We start from the raw sequence: 20,799 nt of genomic DNA, 5'->3' as shown, positions 1-20,799 counted from the left end.
CAGACCGTCAGGAACCAGCCGCTGCGACAGATCGACACCCACAAGCAGCAATGATGCCCCAACTCACCGCATCACCACATGAGACATCCTCTAAGGTCGTACGCCGACATCTGGTCGCGCGTCACCGGCAGCGAACGCGCGCTTGCCCCTCTCATCCCCGCCCTGCCGCCCCAGCTACGGCACCGCAGACACTGGGGATCGATCGCCAACAGCCTCGCCACCCTGAGACCGAACACCCATTACGCCCAGCTCAAGTTGCTGCTGACGGAGTACGCCGACCAACTCGCCAGCACGATCGACAGCGACCAGACAAGTGTTTGAGGTTCCCATCGAGAGCCGTGAGCAAAAAACAACAGCGCTTATATAAGTGCTGTTACGATACGCAGCATGGCCGACACCCCCGCGCTCGACCCGACGCAGCAGAGCCTCTGGCGGCCCCTGCGTCTATTGCAGGCGTCCATGGACGCCGACATCGCCCGGATCTACTCCGAGCAACAGATTGAGGGGCTCAAGCCCAGCTTTGTGATGGAGTTGCTCCGGCTTCACGCCTGCGGACCCGTGACCATCGCGGAACTGGCCGAGTCGGTGCAGCGCACACATTCGGCACTCAGCCAGAAGGTCGCCGCGATGCGCACGGCCGGCTGGGTTCAGACCGTCGTGGGCGAGGACGCACGCACCAGGAAGGTGACGCTCACTGACAAGGCCCGCCGCGTCGTGGTTCGCCTGGCGGCGGAATGGCGGGCCACCGAGGCCGCCGTCGCTGACCTGGAAGCCGAGATTCCCTACCCGCTCTCCCAGGTCGTCACCGATATCGAGCGGGCTCTGGAGCGCAAGGGCTTCCACGACCGGATCGCCGAGAAGCTGGCGGAGGATCCTGCATGGGGCTGAAGCGCACGCTGATCGACGTGACTCCCTTACGGTCGTCACCGCCGTTCCGGCGGTTGTGGATCGGCCAGACCCTGTCCGGTTTCGGCAGCCAGATGACGCTCGTCGCCGTCATGTTCCAGGTCTGGCAGATGACGAGGAGCCCCACCTGGACGGGTGCCGTCGGGCTGGCCCAGGCGGTTCCGCTCATCGCGCTCGGACTGTTCGCCGGATCGCTCGTCGACCGGGTGGACCGCCGGAAGTTCTACCTGCTCACGACCAGCGGACAGGCCGTGTGTTCGCTCCTGCTCGCACTGCAGGGCGTCCTCGGGCACGTTCCTGCCGCCGGCGTGCTGGGGCTCGTCGCACTTCAGTCGTGCTTCGTCGCAGGCGGCGGCCCGGCCTCGCGCACCTTCATCCCGCACCTCCTGCCCAAGCAGCAACTGGCCGCAGGACTGGCGTTGCGACGAATCGCCTTCCAGGGCGCCATGCTGCTTGGTCCCGCACTCGGCGGATTGATCGTGGGCGGGCTGGGAGTCGGCGCCTGCTATCTGATCGACGCCTTGACGTTCGTCGCCGGGTTCTACGGTGCCTTCGGCCTGCCCCAGATGACCCCGGGAGATGAGCCTGCACGGCCCGGCCTGCGGGGGGTGCTGGACGGCCTGGCCTTCTTGGGCCGCACCCCCGTCATTCGCGGGGCCCTGCTCACAGACCTGGCCACCACCGTGCTGTCGATGCCCATCAGCCTGTTTCCCTTGATCAACGCCGAACGGTTCGACGGCAACCCACGCACCCTCGGACTATTCCTCACAGCCATCGCTGTCGGCGGCGTTGCAGCGTCACTCTTCTCCGGAACCTTCACCCGGTTCCCCCGCCCCGGCCTGGCGATGCTCAGCGGTTCCGTCACCTGGGGCGCAGCGTTGACACTGTTCGGCATTTCACCCAACCGATGGATCGGTTTGGCCTTCCTCGTCATAGCCGGCGCCGCCGACACCGTCTCCGTCGTCTCCCGGAGCACGGTCGTCCAGATGCACACCCCGCACGAGCTACTTGGCCGCGTCAGTGCAGCTGAACAGATCGTCGGGCAAGCCGGGCCCGACATCGGCAACATGCGCGGCGGCCTCGTGGCAGATGCCACCTCGGGAGCAACAGCCCTCATCAGCGGTGGCCTGCTCTGCCTCGGCGCCGTGGCCGTGGTGGGCGCCACGACGGCAGATCTGCGCAGTTCCTCCGTGTCCTCCTCTGCACATACGGCGTCGGCCAGCCCATGAGCCTGTCCGGAGCGACAAGACAAACGCCTGGCGGGAATGACCCTTCGACATCCCGGCTGGCCAACTATCGGTCGTCAAAATGGCCAACTACGACTCGTCACGACGCGATGACCTTCGCTTCACTGCCCGCCGCTGGCCATCTACCGCGCGCGAAGTCACAGTCGGGTGGGGCGGGCTGTGATGCTGTGTTCGATCACTCATGTGGGTTGCGGTACCTCCCGCGGGGGATTGCCGGAGGCCGCCTGGTTGGTCATGGCGTGGCGAGGTCCGGGCGGAGGGCGATGGCGTCGCGAAGGAAGCTGCGCTTGGAGTAGAAGGTGTGCTCGGCCGCCCAGCCGTGACTGGCGAGGTACTCGCAGAGCCAGCTGTCGATCCGCTTCATCTCGATGAGGACCTCGTCCTGGTCGTGGTCGAGGATGCTGCGCGAGCGGAGGTACTCCAGCTCGCACTGGGAGAGCTCCACATCGGGGGCCGCCAGGAGGGCGCAGCGGTCGAGGAAGATGCCGTAGACGTGTCCGGTGCGCAGCGACTCGCACTGGATGTCGTAACGGACGCGCTGGAAGGGCGGCATGGCCCGGACCTGGAGGCCCAGGTCTTCGCGCAGGAACGCCTCGAAGCGGTTGGGAGTGATGTCGAGGCCAGGGGTGAGTTCCTCGCGGCGGGCGAAGGCGTCCTCGGTGAACCACTTCCGCTTGAGCACGTGCCCGGCGGTGACGGTGGGGATGAAGGAGGCGTAACCGATCTCGGACTCGGGGCCGGTGACATCGAACAGATGGTTCTCGGTGTGGGGGGATCTGAAACTCTTCCTGGTACTCCGGACGGCAGCCTTCCAGCTTGCCGTCGCGCAGTGCCTTGAGCAGTTCCATGGACGCGGACCAGATGTCCGGTGCCGGGTCGAGGGTGTACTTGAACTCCAGCTCGGTACCGGAGAAGTGCTTGCGGAAGTACCGCAGGTGGTTGTTGAGCGCCGTGCTCGACTCGGCGTGCGCCGTCAGCACGGGCTCGAGCCAGCGCAGTTCCCCGGCCGGGCCATGGCCGACTGGTTCTCGGGTGGTGCGGACGAAGCAGGCGTCCTCGGGGTGGAAGCGGATCTGCGGGTACCCGTGGTAGCCGCCGCCGGGGTGTTCGGCCAGGTAGCACAGCGGCACCAGGCCGGGGGCGGCTTCAGTGCCGACCAGGCCGCGCAGGGCGGGGCCGGCGATGGCGTCGGGGAACAGTTCGGCGCCGTCGATCCTGGCCGCCCCGAGCCGGGTGCCGCCGGGGTGCAGTGCTTCGGCCGGGCAGGGTCCCAGCGCGTTCCAGCGGACGATCACAGTGGTGGCTGGCCGGCACACCTCCTGTGGTGGCACCCGTACGAGCACGATCGGCTCGTCTGGTCGCCGTGGCGCGGTGCGGTTGAGGAGGTGGACGCCGCCGAGGACGACCCAGGCTTCTCGGTCCGAGGGCTGCTCATCGTGCACGGTGGACTCCTTCGTGTGTAGCGGGCGCCACGGGTGATTGCCCTGCAGCCCGAAGGGGCCACCGGGTCGGCCGGACACCCCCGGATGGCTGCCTGCTCGTCGCTGCGACGTCCGGCCGGTTCGTCGGCCTAGGGTGGGACGGGTGAGTCATGGTGAAGTCGCTCAGGTGATCTTGGACGAGGCTGTTGCGGATGCCCGCCTCGCCGCATGGGAGTTCGACGGTGCACGGGCCTGGCTGGAGGAAGCCCGCCGGCATCCGATGGAGCCGCTGGCGGCCGAGGTGTGGGTCACCGACCCTGCTTTCGAGCACGTCCTGCTGGTCAAGCACCGCGTGCGCGGATGGGTGCCGCCTGGCGGCAAGGTGGAGCCGGGCGAGGCGCCGCGTGCGGCAGCGGCACGAGAGCTGCTGGAGGAGACCGGCCTGCGCAGCGAGCTGCTGCCCGAGCCTGCAGCCGTGGCGGTGCGTTCCTACCGTGCCGACTGGTCCCCGACGCTGGGCCTGTCCTATGCCGCGGTCGCCGGACGCGACGTACCGCTCGCCGGGGAGCAGAACCAGCCGGCGGCATGGTTCCGTCTGGACATGGGCTGGGACAGCGTCTTCCCCGAGGACTGCGAGCGGATCCGTGCGCACGCTCGCCGCCTGGCAGCCGGCCGGGCGGTCGGCTCCCGCTGAGGTAGGCCCCTGGCCGCCGTTCACAGGACGGCCTCGATCCGGTCGAGGTCGGCTGAGGACAGGGTGACGAGCTCAAGGTCGTGTAGGAAACGGCACCACACCGGCTCCAGGCCGGGCTCGCGCTCGAACTCCTCACGGTCGAGGCACCCGTTGGCGTACGCGGCGGTCCTCAGCGCGTGCTGCTGCAGCTGGTTGGGGTGGATCCATCGAGGGGCGCGGACCTCCCGGGGCGAGGCGCACAGCGCCCCGGAAACCTCGGCCTGGAAGATCCACCAGTGGTGGCCGACCGGACCACTGGGCGTGCGGCGGCAGCGGTTGGGCCTCCACTGGTCCAGCAACAGATGCAGGTGGGTGACGGTGAGACCGACCTCTTCGGTGACCTCGTCGCGGGCGGTCTGCTCGGGGCCGCCCTGCTCGTCGACGTGGCCAGCGACCGGGGCGATTCCGGCAGGAGGGGTAGCCCGCTCGAACACCAGGAGGCCGCTCGGGGAGGAGATCATTACCCCGACGCTTGCATGGTCACAGAGGCGGACCCTGCCGCGGGGCGCCAGGGCGGCCGGAGTCATGCGGCGGCCTCCGGCCGTTGGGTGACGACGACGAGCCAGCTCGTCACGGCCGGGGCGTCGGGGGTGGTCATGGCGTAGGCGGCGTCGAGGATCTGCATCCGCTGGGCGTAGGTGAAGTCGCCTTCGGGCCGCGCGAAGACGGGGATGGACAGCCACGCCTTCTTCTCGGCCATGGTGCTGTGCTGGGCAGTGACCTCTGTGCCGACGACCGTCAGCCCGGCTGCGGTCAGCTGCTCGGTGACCGTCTCCAGCGGCAGCTTCGGCTGCCTGTCCGCGTCCTTCGGCGGCGGGGTGTACCCGTGGGCGGCAGCAGCGACTTGGCGGATGAGGGCGTTCAGGGAAGGCCCGGTGCGGACGGACAGTTCGTCGGGGTGCCGGACGCCGGCGAAGCCGCCGCCGATGTTGAAGGCGAAGTGCCCGCCTGGGCGCAGAATGTGAGCGACGGCCGAGAGCACTGCGGCGGTATCGGTCTTCCAGATGGCGGAGTTGCACACCACGGCGTCGACGCTGCTGGCGTAGAAGTGGTCGGCGAGCCGTTCGGCCGGGGAGGTGGTCCAGGCCAGGCGGGTGTCGATCAGGGTGCGGCGGCCGACACGCTGCATCGCGGCGGCGCTGTCAACGGAGACGACCCGGGCTCGGGCCGGGACCAGGTCGAGGATCGCGCGGGCGGTCGCTCCGGCGCCGCCGCACAAGTCGACCACCAGGCTGGCGTTCGCCAGATGGCCTCGGCGGGCGAGGTCGCGGCTGGTCACGTCGTACATGGGGTGGGCGCGGGTGAAGGCGGCGTATGCCTCGGCGTTGCTGTCCTCGTCCCAGCCGAGGATGGCGTCCTGGGGTGCCATGTTGCTGTGGCCTCGCTTCTCAGGGCGGCCCGGCAGTCCAGGCCGGGCTTTCGAACAGGTCAAAAGAGCGCGGACTGTACGGCGGCGGGCGGTGAGGCGAACTGAGCGCCGAAGACGATGCGCCGGCCCTTGAGGGCGCCGAGGTCGAGCAGATAGGGCAGTTGTTCACCGTCGCCGTCGAGAGAGGTGAGGACCTGGGAGCCGAGGCAGGAGAGCACCGTCAGCCCGTGCTCACCGGAGCGTGGATCGTGCGGGTACAAGGCGCGCTCGGTCCCCGGCGCCCGCAGCAGGTCGCCTTCGCCGGGCGGCGCCCACGGCTCCGGCGTAGCCGGGACGTTCAGGCCGCTCAGGGCCTCGGTGACCCGGTCGAGGTGCTGCTGGTGGGCGGCGCGGGCCGAGGCGAGGTCGCGCAGCTCGGCGAGCGCCGTCAGCTTGGCTGCGGCTCGCACGGTCTGCGTCAGGCCGAGGCGGCGGGTAAGGGCATCCTCCAGGAACCGCACGGCACGGCCGTCAGGACTCCGGGCGAGGTAGGTGGCGATCAGGGCACCCTGCTCGTCGAGGCGGGAGCGCTTACGGGGTTCGGCCGCGGTGCCGACCTTGGTCGTGCCGTCGGCGAACGTCGCCAGGTACAGCCAGTGCGGCTGGGCCATGTACGCCGCCAGGGCGTCGGGAACGTGCGCGCCGGAATGGAACCGGTGGGCGAAACGGAAGTCGTCCCGGTCGGCGCACGCCGCGCACTGGCCGCCGGTATCGGCCGGGGCCCGGTCAGGGCAGGCGACTGCCTGGACGCGGACGCGGTCGGCGAACCGGTACCGGCCGGTGCACCACCGGCCGGTACCGCTCACCTGGTAGCCCAGGCGCCTGCCCGTGACCGGGGCGTAGACGAGCGGTCCGCCGGTCACGGGGGCGAGCAGAAGACGGGGGTCTCCACTCGCCCAGGTGATGCCGTGACAGACGTATGTCCCGCTCGCGGGCAGGGCCTGGTCCATGGTGCGTTCCTTGTCGATCGGGGCGAGAGAGCCGGGTCAGACGGTCAGGTGCAGACGGTTGGCCAGGGCAGCGGAGGCGGCCTTGAAGACTTGGTCGCGCTCCAACTGGGCCACGTCCAGCGTCAGCCATTCGCCGCGCTCCGCCTGTTCGCGCATCTGGTGCAGGACGGTGTCCTGGTAGCGGATGAAATCCTCGTCACCGCCGCCAGCGTGGCCGGCCTCCAGGGAAGTGAACGAGCCCTTGCGGACGAGAGCCTCGCGGGCTCCGATGTTCAGGAAGAACACCAGGTCCGGCTTCGTCAGGTGTGCGAAGACCTGCTCGATCAGGCCAGGGGAGACCTCGGGGTTGACCGTGTACCGGGCGAGGATCTTGTGGTGCGCGTTGTCGAGGATCACGTGGGTGCCCGCGGCGAGGGCTGGCTGGATGACGAGCCGGTCCTGCAGGGTGTACCAGGAGGCCAGGGCCAGCAGCCAGTAGTGGTCGCCGCATGCCTGGGCGACGCGGGCGTCGCGCCGGTAGACCAGCTCGTTGAGGCGGTCGAGGTAGGTGGACAGCTCCGGGTCCTGGGGGACGTCGGTGCTGTGCTTGCCGATGAGGACCGCCGTGTAGCCGGCGTCGTTCAGGGCCTGGTGCAGGCGGGCGGCGAGGGTGGACTTGCCGGCCCCGTCACCGCCGACGAAGGTGATCAGCTTCCCGGCGGTGGTGGTCGGCGCGTTCGCCGTCATCGGGATTCTCCCAGGGTGTGGGTCGGGCTGGCGGTCAGGCGGCCGGTGATGATGGTGCGGATGCGATCCACCAGGACGGCGCGCTGGCGCAGGACGTCGCTGTGACGCTCATTGGACAGGTCGGCGGGATAGTGGGTGGCGAGGTTGTTGGAAATGACGTGGAGGTAACCGAATTTGATCCCCGCCTGGCGCGCCGCCGCCCCCATGGGGCCGATCTCCGGGTCGACGAAGGCGTACGAGGCGGTGTGCTGGACCAGCCAGTCGCGGTTCTCCAGCAGGATCGACGGGGAGGAGACGTGCAGGCCGCTGTGCACCCCGCCCTGGGCGGCGGCGTAGTCGCCGAAGAAGTCGTCCCAGCTCACCATCGCCCCGCGTACCAGGCTGGTGTTGCCGGTCGCCAGCCAGGCGTTCGGTTCGATGCCGGGGGTTAGCGAGCCGACCTTGCCGACGTAGACGACGTCGCCGGCGCCGAGTTCGGCAAGGCGCGCGACGACCCGCCCGGCCACGTCCCCCCAGATGCTGTGGGGGAAACCGAGGTAGACCACGCGACGGTCGGCGACTTCGGTGCGCTGCCAGGCGTAGCCAGGTCCGCGGGTCCACACTCCGTTCTCGGGAGCGAGGTACTGAAGGCCCCAGCCGACGATCACCAGGTCGCCGTCCAGTTCCAGGTCGAGCGCGTTGAGCGCCGTTCGGCACTCCTCCTGCTCGGGCGGCTGATAGGTGACGGTGCCGGCCGGGCGGCCGGTCATGGCCAGGTACGTGGCGATGATCAGGGCGTAGTGCTGGACGTAGTCGGCCCCGGGGAACGCCTTGACGACGAGGTCACGGCCGTGGATCTCTGCGGTGGGCCGCTCGATGTTGAACAGCTTCCCGGTCTTCTCGTACCGGGAGACCACCGCCGTGCGGTCGTAGCCGCCGATGACGCGGATGCTGTCCCAGTCCTGGTCCTGGATGAGGTGGTGGACCTTGATCTCCAGGTAGCGCAGCAGCCTCGCGTGGGTCATGGTGTGCCCGGCCGGGTCGATCGGGGCGGCGCGCAGGAGCCCGGGGGCGGGGTCGGCCAGTAAGGGGGTCATCGGTGCTCCTCGGCGACCGTCACGGTGCTGCCGGCCGCCGCGCGGACGACGCAGATGTTCTTCCGGATGAGGGCGAACCGGTCTTCGGGGATCGGGCCGAGCTGCTCGATCCGGGGCGTGGAGGGCTTCTCGTACGGCCCTTCGGGCAGCAGGGCGATGCCCATCGCGCCGAGAATGACCGGGGCCGCGCCGTCCACGGAGGAGATCCACTCGTGCTCGCGCTGCTCGATCAGCTCCAGGTGCCCGGTGCGGCCCAGACCGAGCAGCCGGTAGACGAGCAGATCGTCGACCATGCCGTGGTCCTGCAGGTAGGCGGTTGCCAACCAGCGGGTGCGGCACAGCTGTTCGTCGGGATCCGGTCGACGCGAGGCCGGCAGGGCGATGGCCCCGGCCCAGTCGCTGGTCACGAAGGCGTCGTAGGTGCGCAGCCACTCGTCATCGTCCGCGGCGTGCAGCACCGCGCACAGCCGGAATGCATCGCCGGACAGCTCCCGGATCTCGCGCGCGGCCTTCTCGCTCGCCTTCAGGGTCGCGGCTCCGTCCCGCATGACGTCCGGCAGGATGATCTCCCTCGCGGACACCGCCAGCGCGGCTTCGAGGAGGCTTTCCGCCGACAGGGCGTAGCCGAAGTCGAAGAGCCCGTTGTCGACGATGATCTCGGCGCCTCGCTCGGCCTCGCGAGCGAAGAAGGACCGGTAGATCTCGTCGGACAGCACGTGCTGGGCGGCCACGTGGTGGACGCGGGCCGGCTCCTGGGCGACGAAGTTCTCCAGGTAGGCAGGCGGAGCGATGACGGAGAAGTCGATGCCCGCGGTGGTGATCACGGAGCCCCCCACAGCCCGGTGGTGACGGTGAGGAACTGCTGGGAAAGGACGGGGTCGGTTCCGAAGCGCCCGCCCGAGTGCACCGTGGTGGTGCGGGCCTCCTCCATCCGTACGCCACGCATGCTCATGCACAGGTGTACGCCGCGCACGGCGACGGCGATGTTCTCGTGTCCGATCAGGCCGTTGAGGTATTCGGCGACCTGGCGGGTGAAGCGTTCCTGGACCTGCAGTCGGCCAGCGAATTGCTGGGCGATCCGCCCGAACTTCGACAGGCCCACCACCTCGCTGTCCGGCACGTATCCGGCCGTGACCTGTAAGTTCATGGGCAGCATGTGGTGCTCGCAGAGCGACCACACGCTCATGCCGCTCACGACGACCAGCTGATCGCTCAGCTGGGACTCGGTGAAGCAGGTGGCCGTTGCGGCGCCGTCCGGGGACAGGAAGGCTTTCCACCAGGACGCGACACGGTCCGGAGTGCCGGCCAGCCCCTCGCGGGCGGGGTCCTCACCCAGCTCGACCAGGAGCTGGCGGATCAGGCCGGCGACCCGGCCGGTGTCGATGACCGCGGCGGGCCCGGAGACGGCGGCGGTCGGCGCCGCTGCCGGGCTGGCGATAGAGGTCGTCATGGGCGTCTCTCGTTTCCGGGGACTGGGGAACGGATGGGGCGTGGTGGCGCGTGTGGTCAGCGGCCTCGGGCATCCGCGAAGGCGAGCACGTGAAGTCGGGTGGTGAAGTGCCAGCGTCGTGCTGCGACCGTGTCCGCCAGGACCCGGGTCGTGGCGGTGATCGCTTCTGCGGTGGTGCCCTCGGGCATTACCCACACCGGCGCGAGCCGGTGGGTGTCGGTCAGCTCGGAGATGCGGTCGAGGTCGGCCGCCGAGGACGCGACGAACTTGAACGCCGCCCGCCCGGACACCACGAACGCCTCCAACGCGGCGGGCACCACGCTCTTGGCCTCGTCCATGCCGAAGCTGGAGAGCTTGGGCGAGACGTTGAAACGAACCCCGTCGACCACCAGCCCGGGCACCGGCGTGACGGTGCCGTTCGTCTCGAACTCCACCCGCTTCCCGGCGGCCAGCAGTTGCTCGACAAGCGGCACCAGACGTGCCTGCTGGAGCAGCGGCTCCCCGCCGGTGATCACGACGAGCTCCACCGGCGAGGACGTGGCCCAGGCCACGAGGTCGGCCACCGTCTGCTTCGTCGACTCCTTGCGCGGGTCGAACCGGGACCAGTCCCAGGTGTACTTCGTGTCGCACCTGGTACAGGTCAAGTTGCACCGGGACAGGCGGATGAACAGAGCGGGGTGTCCGCAACTCGGGCCCTCGCCCTGGAAGGTCGGCACCTCGACGCCGAAGCGCTCCGCGACGATCAGTCGGCGCGTGGCATCGCCTGCCGTCAGGCTGCTGCTGACCGGCTCGGGGGTGGTCACTGCGCCTCCACGTTGAAACGGGCCCAGCTGTTCGCCGTCTCGCGGACGAGGACGGCGACGAGGCGGCCCTGGATCTTCGGCTGGAGGTTCTGGATGAACCAGCCGGCCAGGAACTGGGCCAGGCGCTCCGAGGTCGGCTCGAAGGGGAGGATCTCGTGCAGGTTGCGGTGGTCGAGCTCGGTGTCCAGGAATCGCTTGAACGGGGCGAGGTCACCGAAGTCCGTGACGAAGCCGGGCTTCTCCAGGGTGGGAGCGGCCAGCCTGACCTCGACCTCGTAGCTGTGCCCGTGCTGACGGGCGCACTTGTGATCGGCCGGGAGCCCGGTAAGCCGGTGACCGGCCTCGAAGCCGAACTTCTTGCCGATGGTGAAGGCTCCGCGCGGCAGCGGAACGGAACTGAAATCCATGACCTTCCTTCGCGAGTTGCGGACGAGGCGGTTATGGCCGCCAGAGGGATGGCATCGGGTCGGCCGCCGGGCGCGAGCCCTGACGGCCTGGACGCTCGTACCTCGTTCCAAGACCAGAGCAGACGGGTGGACCAGAGGGCCGCTCAGAGCACGGTGGACACCACTCATCACGATGCATTCGTGACTGACTATCCGTCATTGCCGTTGTTGTGTAGGAACATTGACGGGTCTGCGCAATGTCCGTCCGAGGGCCTCGTCGGCCTGGACGGCTCAGGGACTTGGCCGAGCGGCGGAGGGCCGGGCAATGGGCAGGGTTACTCGAAGCCGTCGCGCGGAGATCCAGAGGGAGGCATCTCGGATCCGCGCTCAGTGCCAGCGCGACGGGCACACGCAGGAACGGATCGTGACCGCCCTCCGGTCGGCGTTGCCGGAGCTGACGGCTCTGGAGGCGTGGCGTCTGGCGCTGGGGTGGTCGCGGCCCCAGGCGATCCGCGAGGTGGCCGCCGTCTACCGATCCGACGGGCTGCTGCCGCCAGGGCTGACGCCGGCCATGCTGTGCCGGTACGAGCATGGGCAGGAGGAGCCCGGGGACGAGTACCGGCTGATGATCTCGCGGGCGTACGGGGCGCGCCCCGACCAGCTCGCCCTGGAGACACGCTGCCTGTGGTGCAGCACCTGCGCGTCCCCGCCGCCACTGCACTACGGTCAGTTCCAGCACGAGGAGACGAATTCCAGTCGAAGGGGATCCATGACGACCGCCAGTGGGCTGCCTGCCATCCGCGAATCCGTGCAGTGGGCTGTCCTGGAGGCGCCGGACGGCTCGGCCGCCCTCGTTGCCCTGGCCGAGGCGGCCGTGGAGCACTACGCCCTCAACTACAGCAAGCACCCGCCGGCGGTCTTGCTGGAAGAGGTCCGCGAGACGCGCAACCTGCTCTCCACAGCGGTGGCGGGAGCGGACCGCGAGATCGCGGAGGGCCTTCGCCGACAGGTCGGCTGGCTGTCGGCGCTTCTCGGCAACTTGGCCTACCACCTGGACGACCGCGCCGGATCCCGAACCCATCTCACTCTGGCCGGCGCGCTCGGCGAGTCCACCCGCGAGCCGTCGCTCACCGCTTGGGCCAGCGGGGCGCTGGCCATGGTCGCCACCGCACGCGAGGACTGGGAGCACGCCCGAGGACACGCCGAGTACGGACTCCAGCACGCGCCCCAAGGCTTGCGGCGTGCGCAACTCCTGGGATGGGCTCTGCTGCCTGCACTCGCTGCCACAGGCCGAACCGCGGAGGCAGACGATGTCGTCAACGAGAGTGACGCGATCATGCGCACGGGCGTCGAACTGCCTGGACGTTTCGGATACGACCGCGCCGAGCACCGCCTTCACGTCGCCGAGGCTCACCTGACCCTCGAACGCTTCGACCGGGCCGCCGCTGTCGCCCTTGAATCCATCGACGCTGCGCCCGCCGAGACGCCGGGGTGGGTGGCCGCCACCCTCGTCCTTGCGCTTGCGGAGGCTCGCGACGCTCCGGACCAGGCAGCCACCCGTGCACTGGGCGTACTCGACCTGATCCCCCCACCACGGCTCCGGGCGACCGCCCGCGACCGTCTGACGAGACTCGGACGACTGCTTGATGCCTCGGCGGTCAGCTCGGCTACCGAGCTGACCGAACGCCTGCGCACCCTCCCAGCCCCGATCCGTGCCGACGGAACAGCGGCGTAGCCGTCCAACACACCAGACACGGGGCATCAGTGCCGGGTTGCTATTGATCACGGTCAGGGTGCCAAGAGGCAGGTACTGCGGGAGAACCCGCTTATGTGAATTCCGTGACTTGGTGATCACCGCTTCTCCTTTTCCACTGCGTCGCTGGTGGCAGCGCTGGTCACGCTGACACTCCCGGGTGATCGTGCAGGTGCGAGCCAGAAGCAGCTCATGCGGACCAGCCGGTGGCGGGTGCGAATCGGAGGTAGGCGAGCGTCTTGTCGTCGTGGATCTTGTAACGGGGCCAGTGTCGGCCGTCGGAATCCTCCGTCTCCGCGTCATGGATGAAGCGCACCACCTTGTCGGGCCCGTCGGTGCGACAGGCATGAGCCAGGTCGTTCCACGTGGGATAGAGCCCGTACTCCTCGACGCCGGCACTCGCGCCGTCCGTCATCACGAGGATGTCGGTGATGCCCGCAACTGGCCATGAGCGCACCACCGCGTGACGGGCCGCCTCGGGGACCGCCTCGGCAACCCAGTACCCGTTCGGAGCACCGTTGTTGAGGTGACGCAGCTGGTGGGCGCGGAGTTCCTGGAGCAGGGCACGGTGTTCCAGCTCCGTAAAGCCATGACCGGCCCGCAGTCGCCGACGGCACTCGGCGTACTCCGGGCGCCCGGCGATCAACCGGGCGAGCCGGTCGTCGCGTACCTCATCGAGGGATCTGGTGACGGTGCGGGCGATGACGGGAGTGTCTGCCAGGACTAGCGCGTCGACCGTGTCGCCGTAAAGCCGCACGATGGCGATGGTGGCAGCGGGGGACGTCCCCGCGACCAGCCCGTGCTCCTGGACGATCCGGGAGATGGCCTGTTCGAGCACCTGCCTGAGGTCGGCGTCCGGGCCGGCGGCGAGCAGTGAGGCCACACAGTTGCTGAGTGTCTCTGCGTACCAGCCTCCACGGGGCTCGTCGTCGGTGACCGTGGAGACGCCGTCCAGGACGATAACCGCTCCTGGGGTCTGCGCGATGCGGTCTTCGCTGGGGCGGCCTTCACCGGAAAGCTCCCCGGTTGTTGCGAAGAAACCATTATGAATCATTAGAATTCGTCTTTCGCTGATGAACTCGGCGTCCGCAGGCGTGTGGGACGTCGGCAGAAGTCCAGAACCCGCTCGTCGAGGACGGGTCGCCGACGGCATCGAACAGAGTCTGCGATGCGACATGTAGTCCACGAAGGTCCTGGAGAATCGACATCAGAGGGTCCTGCTGCCTGCGACGCGTTTCTCTCCGGGACCTCGGTGGGTGCCGCCGTCGGTATTCGGCCACACGTCAAGTTGCATTCGCCCGGCTTGCCTGCTGCCGTCAAATGGCCGTGTGGCAGTCGTCAACGGGCACCGTGGGCTGCGCTTGAGTGGTTGACACGAGAGCTTTTGCGGGTCGCATACCGGGACAGCAGACTTCGGACACGGTCGACACGCAGTCCCATCCGTACGGCAATGACTCCCGCGCTCTCCCCCTGATCACGGCGGCGGAGGACCTCGGCCGTGACGCGGTCTCTATGTCGGTAGACACGAATGACGTCGAGGATCTCAGCGGCCGGCGCCTCCACAGCGGCTGCGATCTGGGCAGCGCTCTTGCCCTGAGCAGCGTGCGCGAGAATTTCCTGGTCTCGGTACTGCCATGGCATTTGTTCCGGCAGTCGTACAGGCACGGCGTCAGGGGCCGGCGCGTCAAGAAGCTTCACGCCCTCCTCGCGGAGCCGCGCCAGGACCGTATCAGCGCTGACACGCAGCACCGCCCCTGTGACAACGCTTGAGGCAGTGCATCGGTATACCGCGATCAGCTGCTCAGTGTTGATATTCAGTCGGTCCGCTGTGACACGGGCGTTCAGTCCGGCTGCTGTGAGCTGGCGGTGAACGAATTCCGTTGATCGACCAGTCAGCTGAATGATGTGATGATTTTTGTAACCTTGCCGATGAAGCAGTGTGACAGCATTGCCGGGCAGTGGATTTGCGGGAGATGCAAATGCAGGGACGCTTCGCCTGGTCACGTTCACACCTACCGGTCGCAGGGTTACTCCCGCATCGAGAAGCCGGTCTCGCGCCGTTCCAAAGGAGATTCCGTACAACTGGCCAACCGCCTCGATACTCAGGTTGCTCTCGTACAGCCTGACGAGACGGGGCACGTCGATCTGCTTGCTGCCGCCAGGACCGCGAAGTTGGACACCCGCATCGAGCAGCGTCTTTCGCGCTGTTCCGTATCTGTAACCGCACAGCCAGCCGACGCGAGCGATACTGAGTCCCAGGTTGTAAAGGAGCGCCATAGTGACCGTCACTGGATCGGGCAAGGGTGACCGGTCGCCCTTCCGTATCTCTACGCCCTGGTCCAGGAGTACGGAGCGGACCCTCGGAACACAAAGGTCGTATAGTTCTTCCAGTTGATCCATTCGGTATCCGCCCGACTGGTAAAGTATCGCCATTTCGGCCCCGCGGTTAGCACCTTTTCGGGGTGGAGGCGGTTCGGGCTGACGAGATTGCAGATGTTTGGTAGGCAGTTCTGTCTGCGCGGCCTGAGTCATCCTGCGGCCCCTGCCCGCAGGCGCAGTTCGATATTGCAACTGGCGACTCGGATGAGGCGCTTGCGGGGAGACATGATCCTCCTGTTAGGGATGTCCGCTGGTGAGTACCAGGCCCAGCAGGCCCGGCCGCAGCCGCAGCCGCAGCCGCAGGATGAACGCCTGAGCACGCGTCGGATCTCGTCACGGACCAGCTACAGAGGGTGTGTGACGGCTACTACCTGGCCGAGGAGTGTGGCGTGGTCGATTCTGGTTGGGGCATCGGGACCGGGCGGTGGGCTTTGCTGCACGGTCAGCAAAGCGCCATTGAGTAGAGCGTTGCCGACGGCGGGAGCGAGCATGACCTGGAGAACGAAAACCGTACTTGGCGTCTCTTCGGTACTGCTGTTGGTTACTAGGAGGCTGCACAGCGGAATTTTGGGTTCGTCTTGTGTCGTGTCAGGGGTTTTGGAATCGGGCACCACTTGGTAGGTGCGAGACCGGAGTGGATGGTGCGTGATCCGGCCCTTCTTTTTCAGATTTCTGATCTGATTTGCGACAGTGGACGTGCTGGTTACCCCGACCGCATCAGCAATATTGCGAAGTGAGGGTGCGTAACCTTGCTCGTCACTGTAGGTCTTGATGAACTGTAGTACTTGTGCTTCACGCACTGACAACCCTTGGCCGCCAGGCGAAACCCTAGGAGAGCCGTCCTCTGATGGGGCGAGATTCACCCCATCAGAGGCAGTTGTCTCGCCTGGCGGGGTGGAAGAGTCCGTCGTGGTCAATTGAATCCCTTTCAAATTCTGAGGCAGTTCTGGGCTACATCGGAATCCATTGCTATGGGCGGGGTAGCGGTCGGCCAGGGAGGAGGCGTTTCCACAGAGGAATACGTAACGACTACCACCCTGGCTTCGTCAGGCCAGTTCGTCACGGCCTGAGCAATGGCGGGCGCGTACTGTCTGGCGCCTTGGTGAGGTCGTCGAACCACTGGCTGCCCAGGTTCCAGGTACCGGCATCTGCTGTGATCCGCAAAGCGTCGAGATCGACGACGGTCGGCAGGCCCACCAGGTTGGAGCCGAACTGTGCGAGGTTGATCCCGTCAGATGCTGTCATTGCCGTCGCCCTCGGTCGTGGGCAGTGTGCCCAGGCGCTGCAGGACGCGGGCGCGGTCAGCCCGGTCACTGGGCGTCGTGTGACGGTTGACTGCCTCCTGGTACAGGCGGCGGGCATCCTCGGGGCGGCCTGCCTCCTGAAGGGTTTGTCCGAGCAGTTCACGGCCGCGTGCCTGCCAGCGCCCTGAGCCTGTCCGGTCGAACTCGGCCACGGCCTGCTGCCCGTACTGCTCGCCCTGGTCGTGGTTGCCGTTGAGTGCGTGGGCGCGGCCCAGCCGGGCGAGGGCCCGTGCTGTGTCAAGGGCGTCGGGGACCGTGAGGAGAGTGGTGCGGGCGGAGGTGAGTGTCACGACCGCCTCGGATGCCCGGCCCTGGAGGATCTGAGCCTCGCCCAGACACACCTCGGTGATGCCTACCCCGCGGCGGAACGTGCGCTCGGTATCCGCGTCGCCGTCAGCCTCGGCCTGGCGCATGAGAGCAGTACGCCGACTCCGCGCCTGGAGGAGCAGGGACTCCGCCTCCTGGGGACGGCCGGCCGCGAGGTGGGTCGCGCCGAGTTCGTGAAACGCCTGTGCCTCGGTACGCGGGTCGTCGTACGTGCGGGCGAGCCGCAGGACCTGGTCGAACACTTCGATGGCATCGGTGTGGCGGCCGGTGCTGCGCAGTCCCACAGCCCACGTGCCCAGGATCTCCACCTCGGCGACGCGGCTCCCGCAGCGGCGGGCCGCGCCCAGCGCCACCTGGTGAGTGGTGTCCCACAGCGGGTAGTCATGGTCGGCACGCAGCAGCGGCCAGAGGGCATGGGTGAGCTGCCACACCATCGAGTCGATCCCCGCGGCTTCCGCCGCGGTGACGGCTGAGCGCAGGGTGTGCCGGTGTGCCCGCAGCCAGCCCAAGGCGTCCTCGTCGGTGTCGAATCGTACCGGCTCGGCGGGCGGGTAGAGGTAGTCCCGGGTGAGCGGACGGTGGGTCGGGGTGAGCCGTCGCTCCGCGCGGGATGTGGTGTCCAGGAGGTGGTCCAGGGCGCGTCGGAGGACCTCGGCGCGGTCTGCTGTCGCGTTCTCGGCGAACTTGGTGGCGGCGTGAGTGTGGTCGCGGAGCTGGTAGAGGGTGCTGTGATTCACGTCCGCGTCGGTGGGGTCGATCAGTTGAGCGGAGGTCAGTGCTGCGAGGGCGTCTTCCGTCTCTGCCCGCGGCAGGCCGGTGACGGCAGTGGCCAGGGTGGTGTCGACCGGCGTGGCGAATAAGGCGCCCAGACGCCGGTACAGGTCGGCGGCGGCGGGGGGCAGGTCGTGGTAGCGGGTGTCGGGGTCGGATGTGGTCACAGTGATTCTCCTGGGGTTGGGGCGGGGGTGAGGGATCGAGATCGGCGCCCCCGCTGGCGTCGGTCGCCGCCGGGACCGGCAGGGCTCGACCCGGCGGGAGGAGTACGGGCCTGGCGCCTGGACGGCTGTGAGGTCTTGCGGGCAATGCACCAGCGCACGGCGGTGACTGGGCGGAGGCGGGTTCTGGGCCTCCCGCTGGTGTGTCTGTGGTGCGGGCCTGGCCGGCGAGGCGGCAGCCTGGCTTGCCGGGACGGCCGGCTGCATTTCTGTGGGAGGGCTGCGGGTCTCGCCCGCCGCGGTGAGGACTATCGCGTGTACGCGACGGCTCCGATGACGTCTGTCGGCGCAGGCGTGGGGCCGGGGTCGGGGCGCCACAGGGAGCACGGGACGATGCCGGGATCCAGCAGCTCCATTCCGTCGTAGTAGGCGGCGATCTGCTGGGGGCTGCGCAGGACGTAGGGGATGGCTCCGGTCGCGTCGTAGCCGGCCTGTGCCTTCGTGAGGGCGGCGTTGGTGTTGATGCCGTCGTAGTGGATGAAGAGGCTGCCGGCGGGCAGGGCGGCCGTGAGGTGGCGGATGATCTCTGTGGCCTCCGTGTAGTCCTGGATGTGGCCGAGAATGCCCATGAGCATCATCGTCACGGGTTGCTCGAAGTCCAGGAGTCGGCGGGCGGCGTCGAGGATTGTCTCCGGGTTGTGCAGGTCGGCGTCGATGTAGTCGGTACTGCCCTGCGGCGTGCTGGTGAGCAGGGCTCTGGCATGGGCGAGGACGACGGGGTCGTTGTCGACGTAGACGATCCGCGACGCGGGGGCGATGAGCTGGGCGACCTCGTGCGTGTTGTGGTGGGTCGGCAGGCCGGTGCCGATGTCGAGGAACTGCCGTGCGCCCAGTTCGCCGGCCGCGCAGGTCACGGCACGGACCAGGAACTCACGCGATGAGCGGGCCATCGCATCAATGTGCGGTGCGATGGCGGCGTAGGCGTCGCCCGCCTGGCGGTCTGCTTCGTAGTAGTCCTTGCCGCCGGCCCAGTAGTTCCAGACGCGCGCCGAGTTGGGTACTGCGGTGGTGATGTTCTGCATGGGTACTTTCAGAGGTGCAGGGTCGGGTCAGATGCCGGTGCGGTCGAGCCAGGAGAGCGGGCTCGCGAACTCGTCCTGGGTGGGCAGCAACGAGGGGTCCTTCCAGACCCTGTTGATGTGGTCGACGCCTGCGCTGGCGGCCACGGATTCGAAGAAGCGGGCCCCTGCGCTGTAGGCGGCGGGGCTCGGACCAAGGTGGCGGATCCCGGGGATCCGGCTGTGGATGCGGTGGCGCAGCGACTTCGGAGCCCGGTTGTGATCGACTGGTGCACCGTACCGGCGTGTGGTGACCTGCTGGTCCGTCCAGCGGGCGTGCCCCTCGACGACCGTCGACACAATGCGGGAATGGGGCAGGTTCCGCTGCGTCGGGAACCATGTGCGCCATCCCGTGTTATCGGCGATGGCGGCGGCTTGGAGGTGATGCGTCAGTTCATGGGCGAGCATCTGGACAAGCGACGGTTCGTCGGCAAGGAGTCCGCTGTGGTGCAGGGCCCAGGGCGCGGCAAGTGTCTCCTCCTGGCCGTCGGCCGCCGCCATCGTCGCCCCGACCACCAGGGGCCAGACCAGCACCGGGATCACTCGCATGAACTTGAGGGCGGTCTGGGCTGGGCTGATGTCGTCGGGCTTCAGGGGCAGGTCAGCGATGTCCCGGGTGAGGGTGCGCCGCTGGCTCTTGATGGTTTCGTCCCGCCACGCCCGCGGGGTGACGAGGCGGAATCGGACAGTCGGGGGAAGGGCAAGGCCGGTGACCTCCGCTACTGGCGAGGCGACCTCGCTCAGCAATTCGGTGATGCGCTCGGTCAGTTCCGGGTGGCGGCGGGTGTCGTCGAGGACGACGATCTCGGTCACGTGTGATCCTGTGGTGGGTGAATCGGACGCCGGGTAGGTTGCCCGGATGTCAACGGGTGCTGTCGTGGCGGGTGGTGTCAGTTCTGGCCGGTGCTGTGCTGCGGGGCCGGTTCCGGGTGGTGTGTCTGGCGGCGCTTCACCAGGCCCGGTATGAGGCATCCGGAAAAGAGTGGTGCGAAGGGAAAGATGAACAGGGCCTTGTGTGCAGTGCGCATGAAGGAACGTTCCAGAGTGGCGGCTTGTGTGGGAAGAGTCAGCAGATCAGCTGGCGGTCAAGTGGGGGGTGGGCGCGGAAAACGCCGAGGTAGAAACACGCCGTGCCGGGAAGTGGGTGGTCTTTTGAGGTTCGGGTGAGCTCGAACTGGTCGGCATCATTGGGTTGTCGTGGGTTGGCGGTTGGTGGCCGCGTAGGAGGAAAGAATGGACCCTCCGCCCGGATTCGAACCGGGGTCTCCGGATGCCCGCCCAAAAAGATCTTGAAAAAGGAGGAAGCATCGACGTGAAAAGGGAACACGCTAGTACCAGCTGGTTGGTACTCGGGCTCTGCCTGACTGAGCTATAGGGGGTTGAGGGTTGGTGACACAGGTGTTGTTGCCGCCCTCCCCAGTGCATCGGGGGTCAGCACGAGGGAGGGCGGTTACCTACTCCGCCGGGCAGTCCCTGGGGCGAGGGACCGGGTTCGTCATCCGGCGGAGCAGGGACCTTGTGTTTGTCTTACCCATAAGGGGAATCCGCCGGTTCCGCCATCAGTAAAATGCCGATGATCTCTCTGATCACGCTGAACACTTCAGAATTTCCCGAGCAGGTGGGGGGTCGGTGGCTGACCTTGCTGACGAGAGAGCTGGTCTGTAGAGCTGGTCTGCTCATGGCCCTCGGCTGAGCGTCGATTTCGCGAGGTTGGGGCGGAGTAGCAGGTACGTCTGGGCTGATCGGGCGGCCTTGCGCGCTGGCGCTAGAGCCGGAGGCGAGGCCGGCCAGGAGAGCGACTGATCCGTTTTATGAGCCGCCGGAGCGGGAGTCCGCAGTCGACCTGGCGGCGGGTGAAGGCGGCCCTCTTGGCCACC

General features: G+C 67.9%; 23 protein-coding genes. 6 read left to right on the top strand and 17 right to left on the bottom strand.

The annotated features are described in order from the left end of the window. Positions 1-78: 78 nt before the first annotated feature. The 3 genes from ACFY2B_RS37075 (at position 79) to ACFY2B_RS37065 (ending at position 2,135) form a co-directional block, all read left to right on the top strand. Positions 79-321: a hypothetical protein gene (locus ACFY2B_RS37075; protein ID WP_390767445.1), complete on the top strand. Its 243-nt coding sequence runs from the start codon at positions 79-81 to the stop codon at positions 319-321. 66 nt (positions 322-387) lie between these two features. Next, positions 388-888, top strand: a complete 501-nt coding sequence (locus ACFY2B_RS37070) for a MarR family winged helix-turn-helix transcriptional regulator (RefSeq protein ID WP_390767444.1) — start codon at positions 388-390, stop codon at positions 886-888. After that, positions 879-2,135, top strand: coding sequence for an MFS transporter (locus ACFY2B_RS37065; protein ID WP_390767443.1), 1,257 nt, complete (start codon positions 879-881; stop codon positions 2,133-2,135). Before ACFY2B_RS37070 ends, ACFY2B_RS37065 begins: the two co-directional genes overlap by 10 nt. A 250-nt stretch (positions 2,136-2,385) precedes the next feature. On the opposite strand, the gene ACFY2B_RS37060 is transcribed toward ACFY2B_RS37065, so the two are convergent. After that, positions 2,386-2,835 carry a hypothetical protein gene (locus ACFY2B_RS37060; protein WP_390767442.1) on the bottom strand — a complete coding sequence of 150 codons (450 nt, stop codon included), beginning with the start codon at positions 2,833-2,835 and terminating at the stop codon, positions 2,386-2,388. 82 nt (positions 2,836-2,917) lie between these two features. Here ACFY2B_RS37060 and ACFY2B_RS37055 point away from each other — a divergent pair, with 82 nt between their 5' ends. Both ACFY2B_RS37055 and ACFY2B_RS37050 read left to right on the top strand, forming a co-directional pair. Beyond that, positions 2,918-3,616: a hypothetical protein gene (locus ACFY2B_RS37055; protein WP_390767441.1), complete on the top strand. Its 699-nt coding sequence runs from the start codon at positions 2,918-2,920 to the stop codon at positions 3,614-3,616. 121 nt (positions 3,617-3,737) lie between these two features. After that, entirely contained in the window at positions 3,738-4,268 is a 531-nt protein-coding gene (locus tag ACFY2B_RS37050) for an NUDIX domain-containing protein (protein ID WP_390767440.1), read from the top strand. A 20-nt stretch (positions 4,269-4,288) separates the two neighbouring features. Here ACFY2B_RS37050 and ACFY2B_RS37045 read toward each other — a convergent pair whose 3' ends face one another. Genes ACFY2B_RS37045 through ACFY2B_RS37005 form a run of 9 tightly spaced genes read right to left on the bottom strand, consistent with a single transcriptional unit; the run spans position 4,289 to position 11,127 of the window. Next, entirely contained in the window at positions 4,289-4,834 is a 546-nt protein-coding gene (locus tag ACFY2B_RS37045) for an NUDIX domain-containing protein (RefSeq protein ID WP_390767439.1), read from the bottom strand. Continuing rightward, positions 4,831-5,676, bottom strand: coding sequence for a class I SAM-dependent methyltransferase (locus ACFY2B_RS37040; protein ID WP_390767438.1), 846 nt, complete (start codon positions 5,674-5,676; stop codon positions 4,831-4,833). The genes ACFY2B_RS37045 and ACFY2B_RS37040 overlap by 4 nt, the downstream gene beginning before the upstream one ends. 59 nt (positions 5,677-5,735) lie before the next feature. Next, a complete protein-coding gene (locus tag ACFY2B_RS37035) occupies positions 5,736-6,665 on the bottom strand; it encodes a DUF2797 domain-containing protein (RefSeq protein ID WP_390767437.1) in 930 nt (309 codons plus the stop codon). A 36-nt stretch (positions 6,666-6,701) separates the two neighbouring features. Next, the gene (locus tag ACFY2B_RS37030; RefSeq protein ID WP_390767436.1) at positions 6,702-7,391 is read right to left on the bottom strand and encodes a dTMP kinase; all 690 of its coding nucleotides are present in this window, start codon (positions 7,389-7,391) and stop codon (positions 6,702-6,704) included. Then, positions 7,388-8,467 (bottom strand): hypothetical protein, encoded by a 1,080-nt coding sequence (locus ACFY2B_RS37025; RefSeq protein WP_390767435.1) that lies wholly within the window; start codon positions 8,465-8,467, stop codon positions 7,388-7,390. Before ACFY2B_RS37025 ends, ACFY2B_RS37030 begins: the two co-directional genes overlap by 4 nt. After that, positions 8,464-9,291, bottom strand: a complete 828-nt coding sequence (locus ACFY2B_RS37020; RefSeq protein WP_390767434.1) for a hypothetical protein — start codon at positions 9,289-9,291, stop codon at positions 8,464-8,466. Before ACFY2B_RS37020 ends, ACFY2B_RS37025 begins: the two co-directional genes overlap by 4 nt. Further along, on the bottom strand, positions 9,288-9,917 hold the full coding sequence (gene folE, locus ACFY2B_RS37015; protein ID WP_390767433.1) for a GTP cyclohydrolase I: 630 nt from the start codon (positions 9,915-9,917) through the stop codon (positions 9,288-9,290). Before folE ends, ACFY2B_RS37020 begins: the two co-directional genes overlap by 4 nt. 56 nt (positions 9,918-9,973) lie before the next feature. Beyond that, positions 9,974-10,720: a 7-carboxy-7-deazaguanine synthase QueE gene (locus ACFY2B_RS37010; protein ID WP_390767432.1), complete on the bottom strand. Its 747-nt coding sequence runs from the start codon at positions 10,718-10,720 to the stop codon at positions 9,974-9,976. Then, positions 10,717-11,127 (bottom strand): 6-pyruvoyl tetrahydropterin synthase family protein, encoded by a 411-nt coding sequence (locus tag ACFY2B_RS37005; RefSeq protein ID WP_390767431.1) that lies wholly within the window; start codon positions 11,125-11,127, stop codon positions 10,717-10,719. The genes ACFY2B_RS37010 and ACFY2B_RS37005 overlap by 4 nt, the downstream gene beginning before the upstream one ends. A 403-nt stretch (positions 11,128-11,530) precedes the next feature. On the opposite strand from ACFY2B_RS37005, the gene ACFY2B_RS37000 reads away from it, so the two are divergent. Beyond that, the gene (locus ACFY2B_RS37000; protein WP_390767430.1) at positions 11,531-12,841 is read left to right on the top strand and encodes a Twin-arginine translocation pathway signal; all 1,311 of its coding nucleotides are present in this window, start codon (positions 11,531-11,533) and stop codon (positions 12,839-12,841) included. 208 nt (positions 12,842-13,049) lie between these two features. Here the strand turns inward: ACFY2B_RS37000 and ACFY2B_RS36995 are convergent, their stop codons facing one another. From ACFY2B_RS36995 to ACFY2B_RS36965, 7 genes are all read right to left on the bottom strand, one after another. Next, a complete protein-coding gene (locus ACFY2B_RS36995; RefSeq protein ID WP_390767429.1) occupies positions 13,050-14,012 on the bottom strand; it encodes a hypothetical protein in 963 nt (320 codons plus the stop codon). A gap of 185 nt (positions 14,013-14,197) precedes the next feature. After that, positions 14,198-15,136, bottom strand: coding sequence for a hypothetical protein (locus tag ACFY2B_RS36990; protein WP_390767428.1), 939 nt, complete (start codon positions 15,134-15,136; stop codon positions 14,198-14,200). Positions 15,137-15,582: 446 nt separating this feature from the next. Next, on the bottom strand, positions 15,583-16,038 hold the full coding sequence (locus ACFY2B_RS36985; RefSeq protein ID WP_390767427.1) for a hypothetical protein: 456 nt from the start codon (positions 16,036-16,038) through the stop codon (positions 15,583-15,585). Between the two features lie 259 nt (positions 16,039-16,297). After that, positions 16,298-16,483 carry a hypothetical protein gene (locus ACFY2B_RS36980; protein WP_390767426.1) on the bottom strand — a complete coding sequence of 62 codons (186 nt, stop codon included), beginning with the start codon at positions 16,481-16,483 and terminating at the stop codon, positions 16,298-16,300. Then, positions 16,470-17,807: a tetratricopeptide repeat protein gene (locus ACFY2B_RS36975; RefSeq protein WP_390767425.1), complete on the bottom strand. Its 1,338-nt coding sequence runs from the start codon at positions 17,805-17,807 to the stop codon at positions 16,470-16,472. Before ACFY2B_RS36975 ends, ACFY2B_RS36980 begins: the two co-directional genes overlap by 14 nt. Positions 17,808-18,112: 305 nt before the next feature. Continuing rightward, complete coding sequence (locus ACFY2B_RS36970) at positions 18,113-18,886, bottom strand: SAM-dependent methyltransferase (protein ID WP_390767424.1); 774 nt, start codon at positions 18,884-18,886, stop codon at positions 18,113-18,115. 27 nt (positions 18,887-18,913) lie between these two features. Next, a complete protein-coding gene (locus tag ACFY2B_RS36965) occupies positions 18,914-19,735 on the bottom strand; it encodes a zinc-dependent metalloprotease (RefSeq protein ID WP_390767423.1) in 822 nt (273 codons plus the stop codon). Between the last annotated feature and the right edge of the window lie 1,064 nt (positions 19,736-20,799).

Source organism: Streptomyces sp. NPDC001270, assembly GCF_042896695.1.
Lineage (GTDB): Bacteria > Actinomycetota > Actinomycetes > Streptomycetales > Streptomycetaceae > Streptomyces.
The sequence above is the reverse complement of the archived record's forward strand: the minus strand, read 5'-3'. Positions and strand labels throughout refer to the sequence as shown.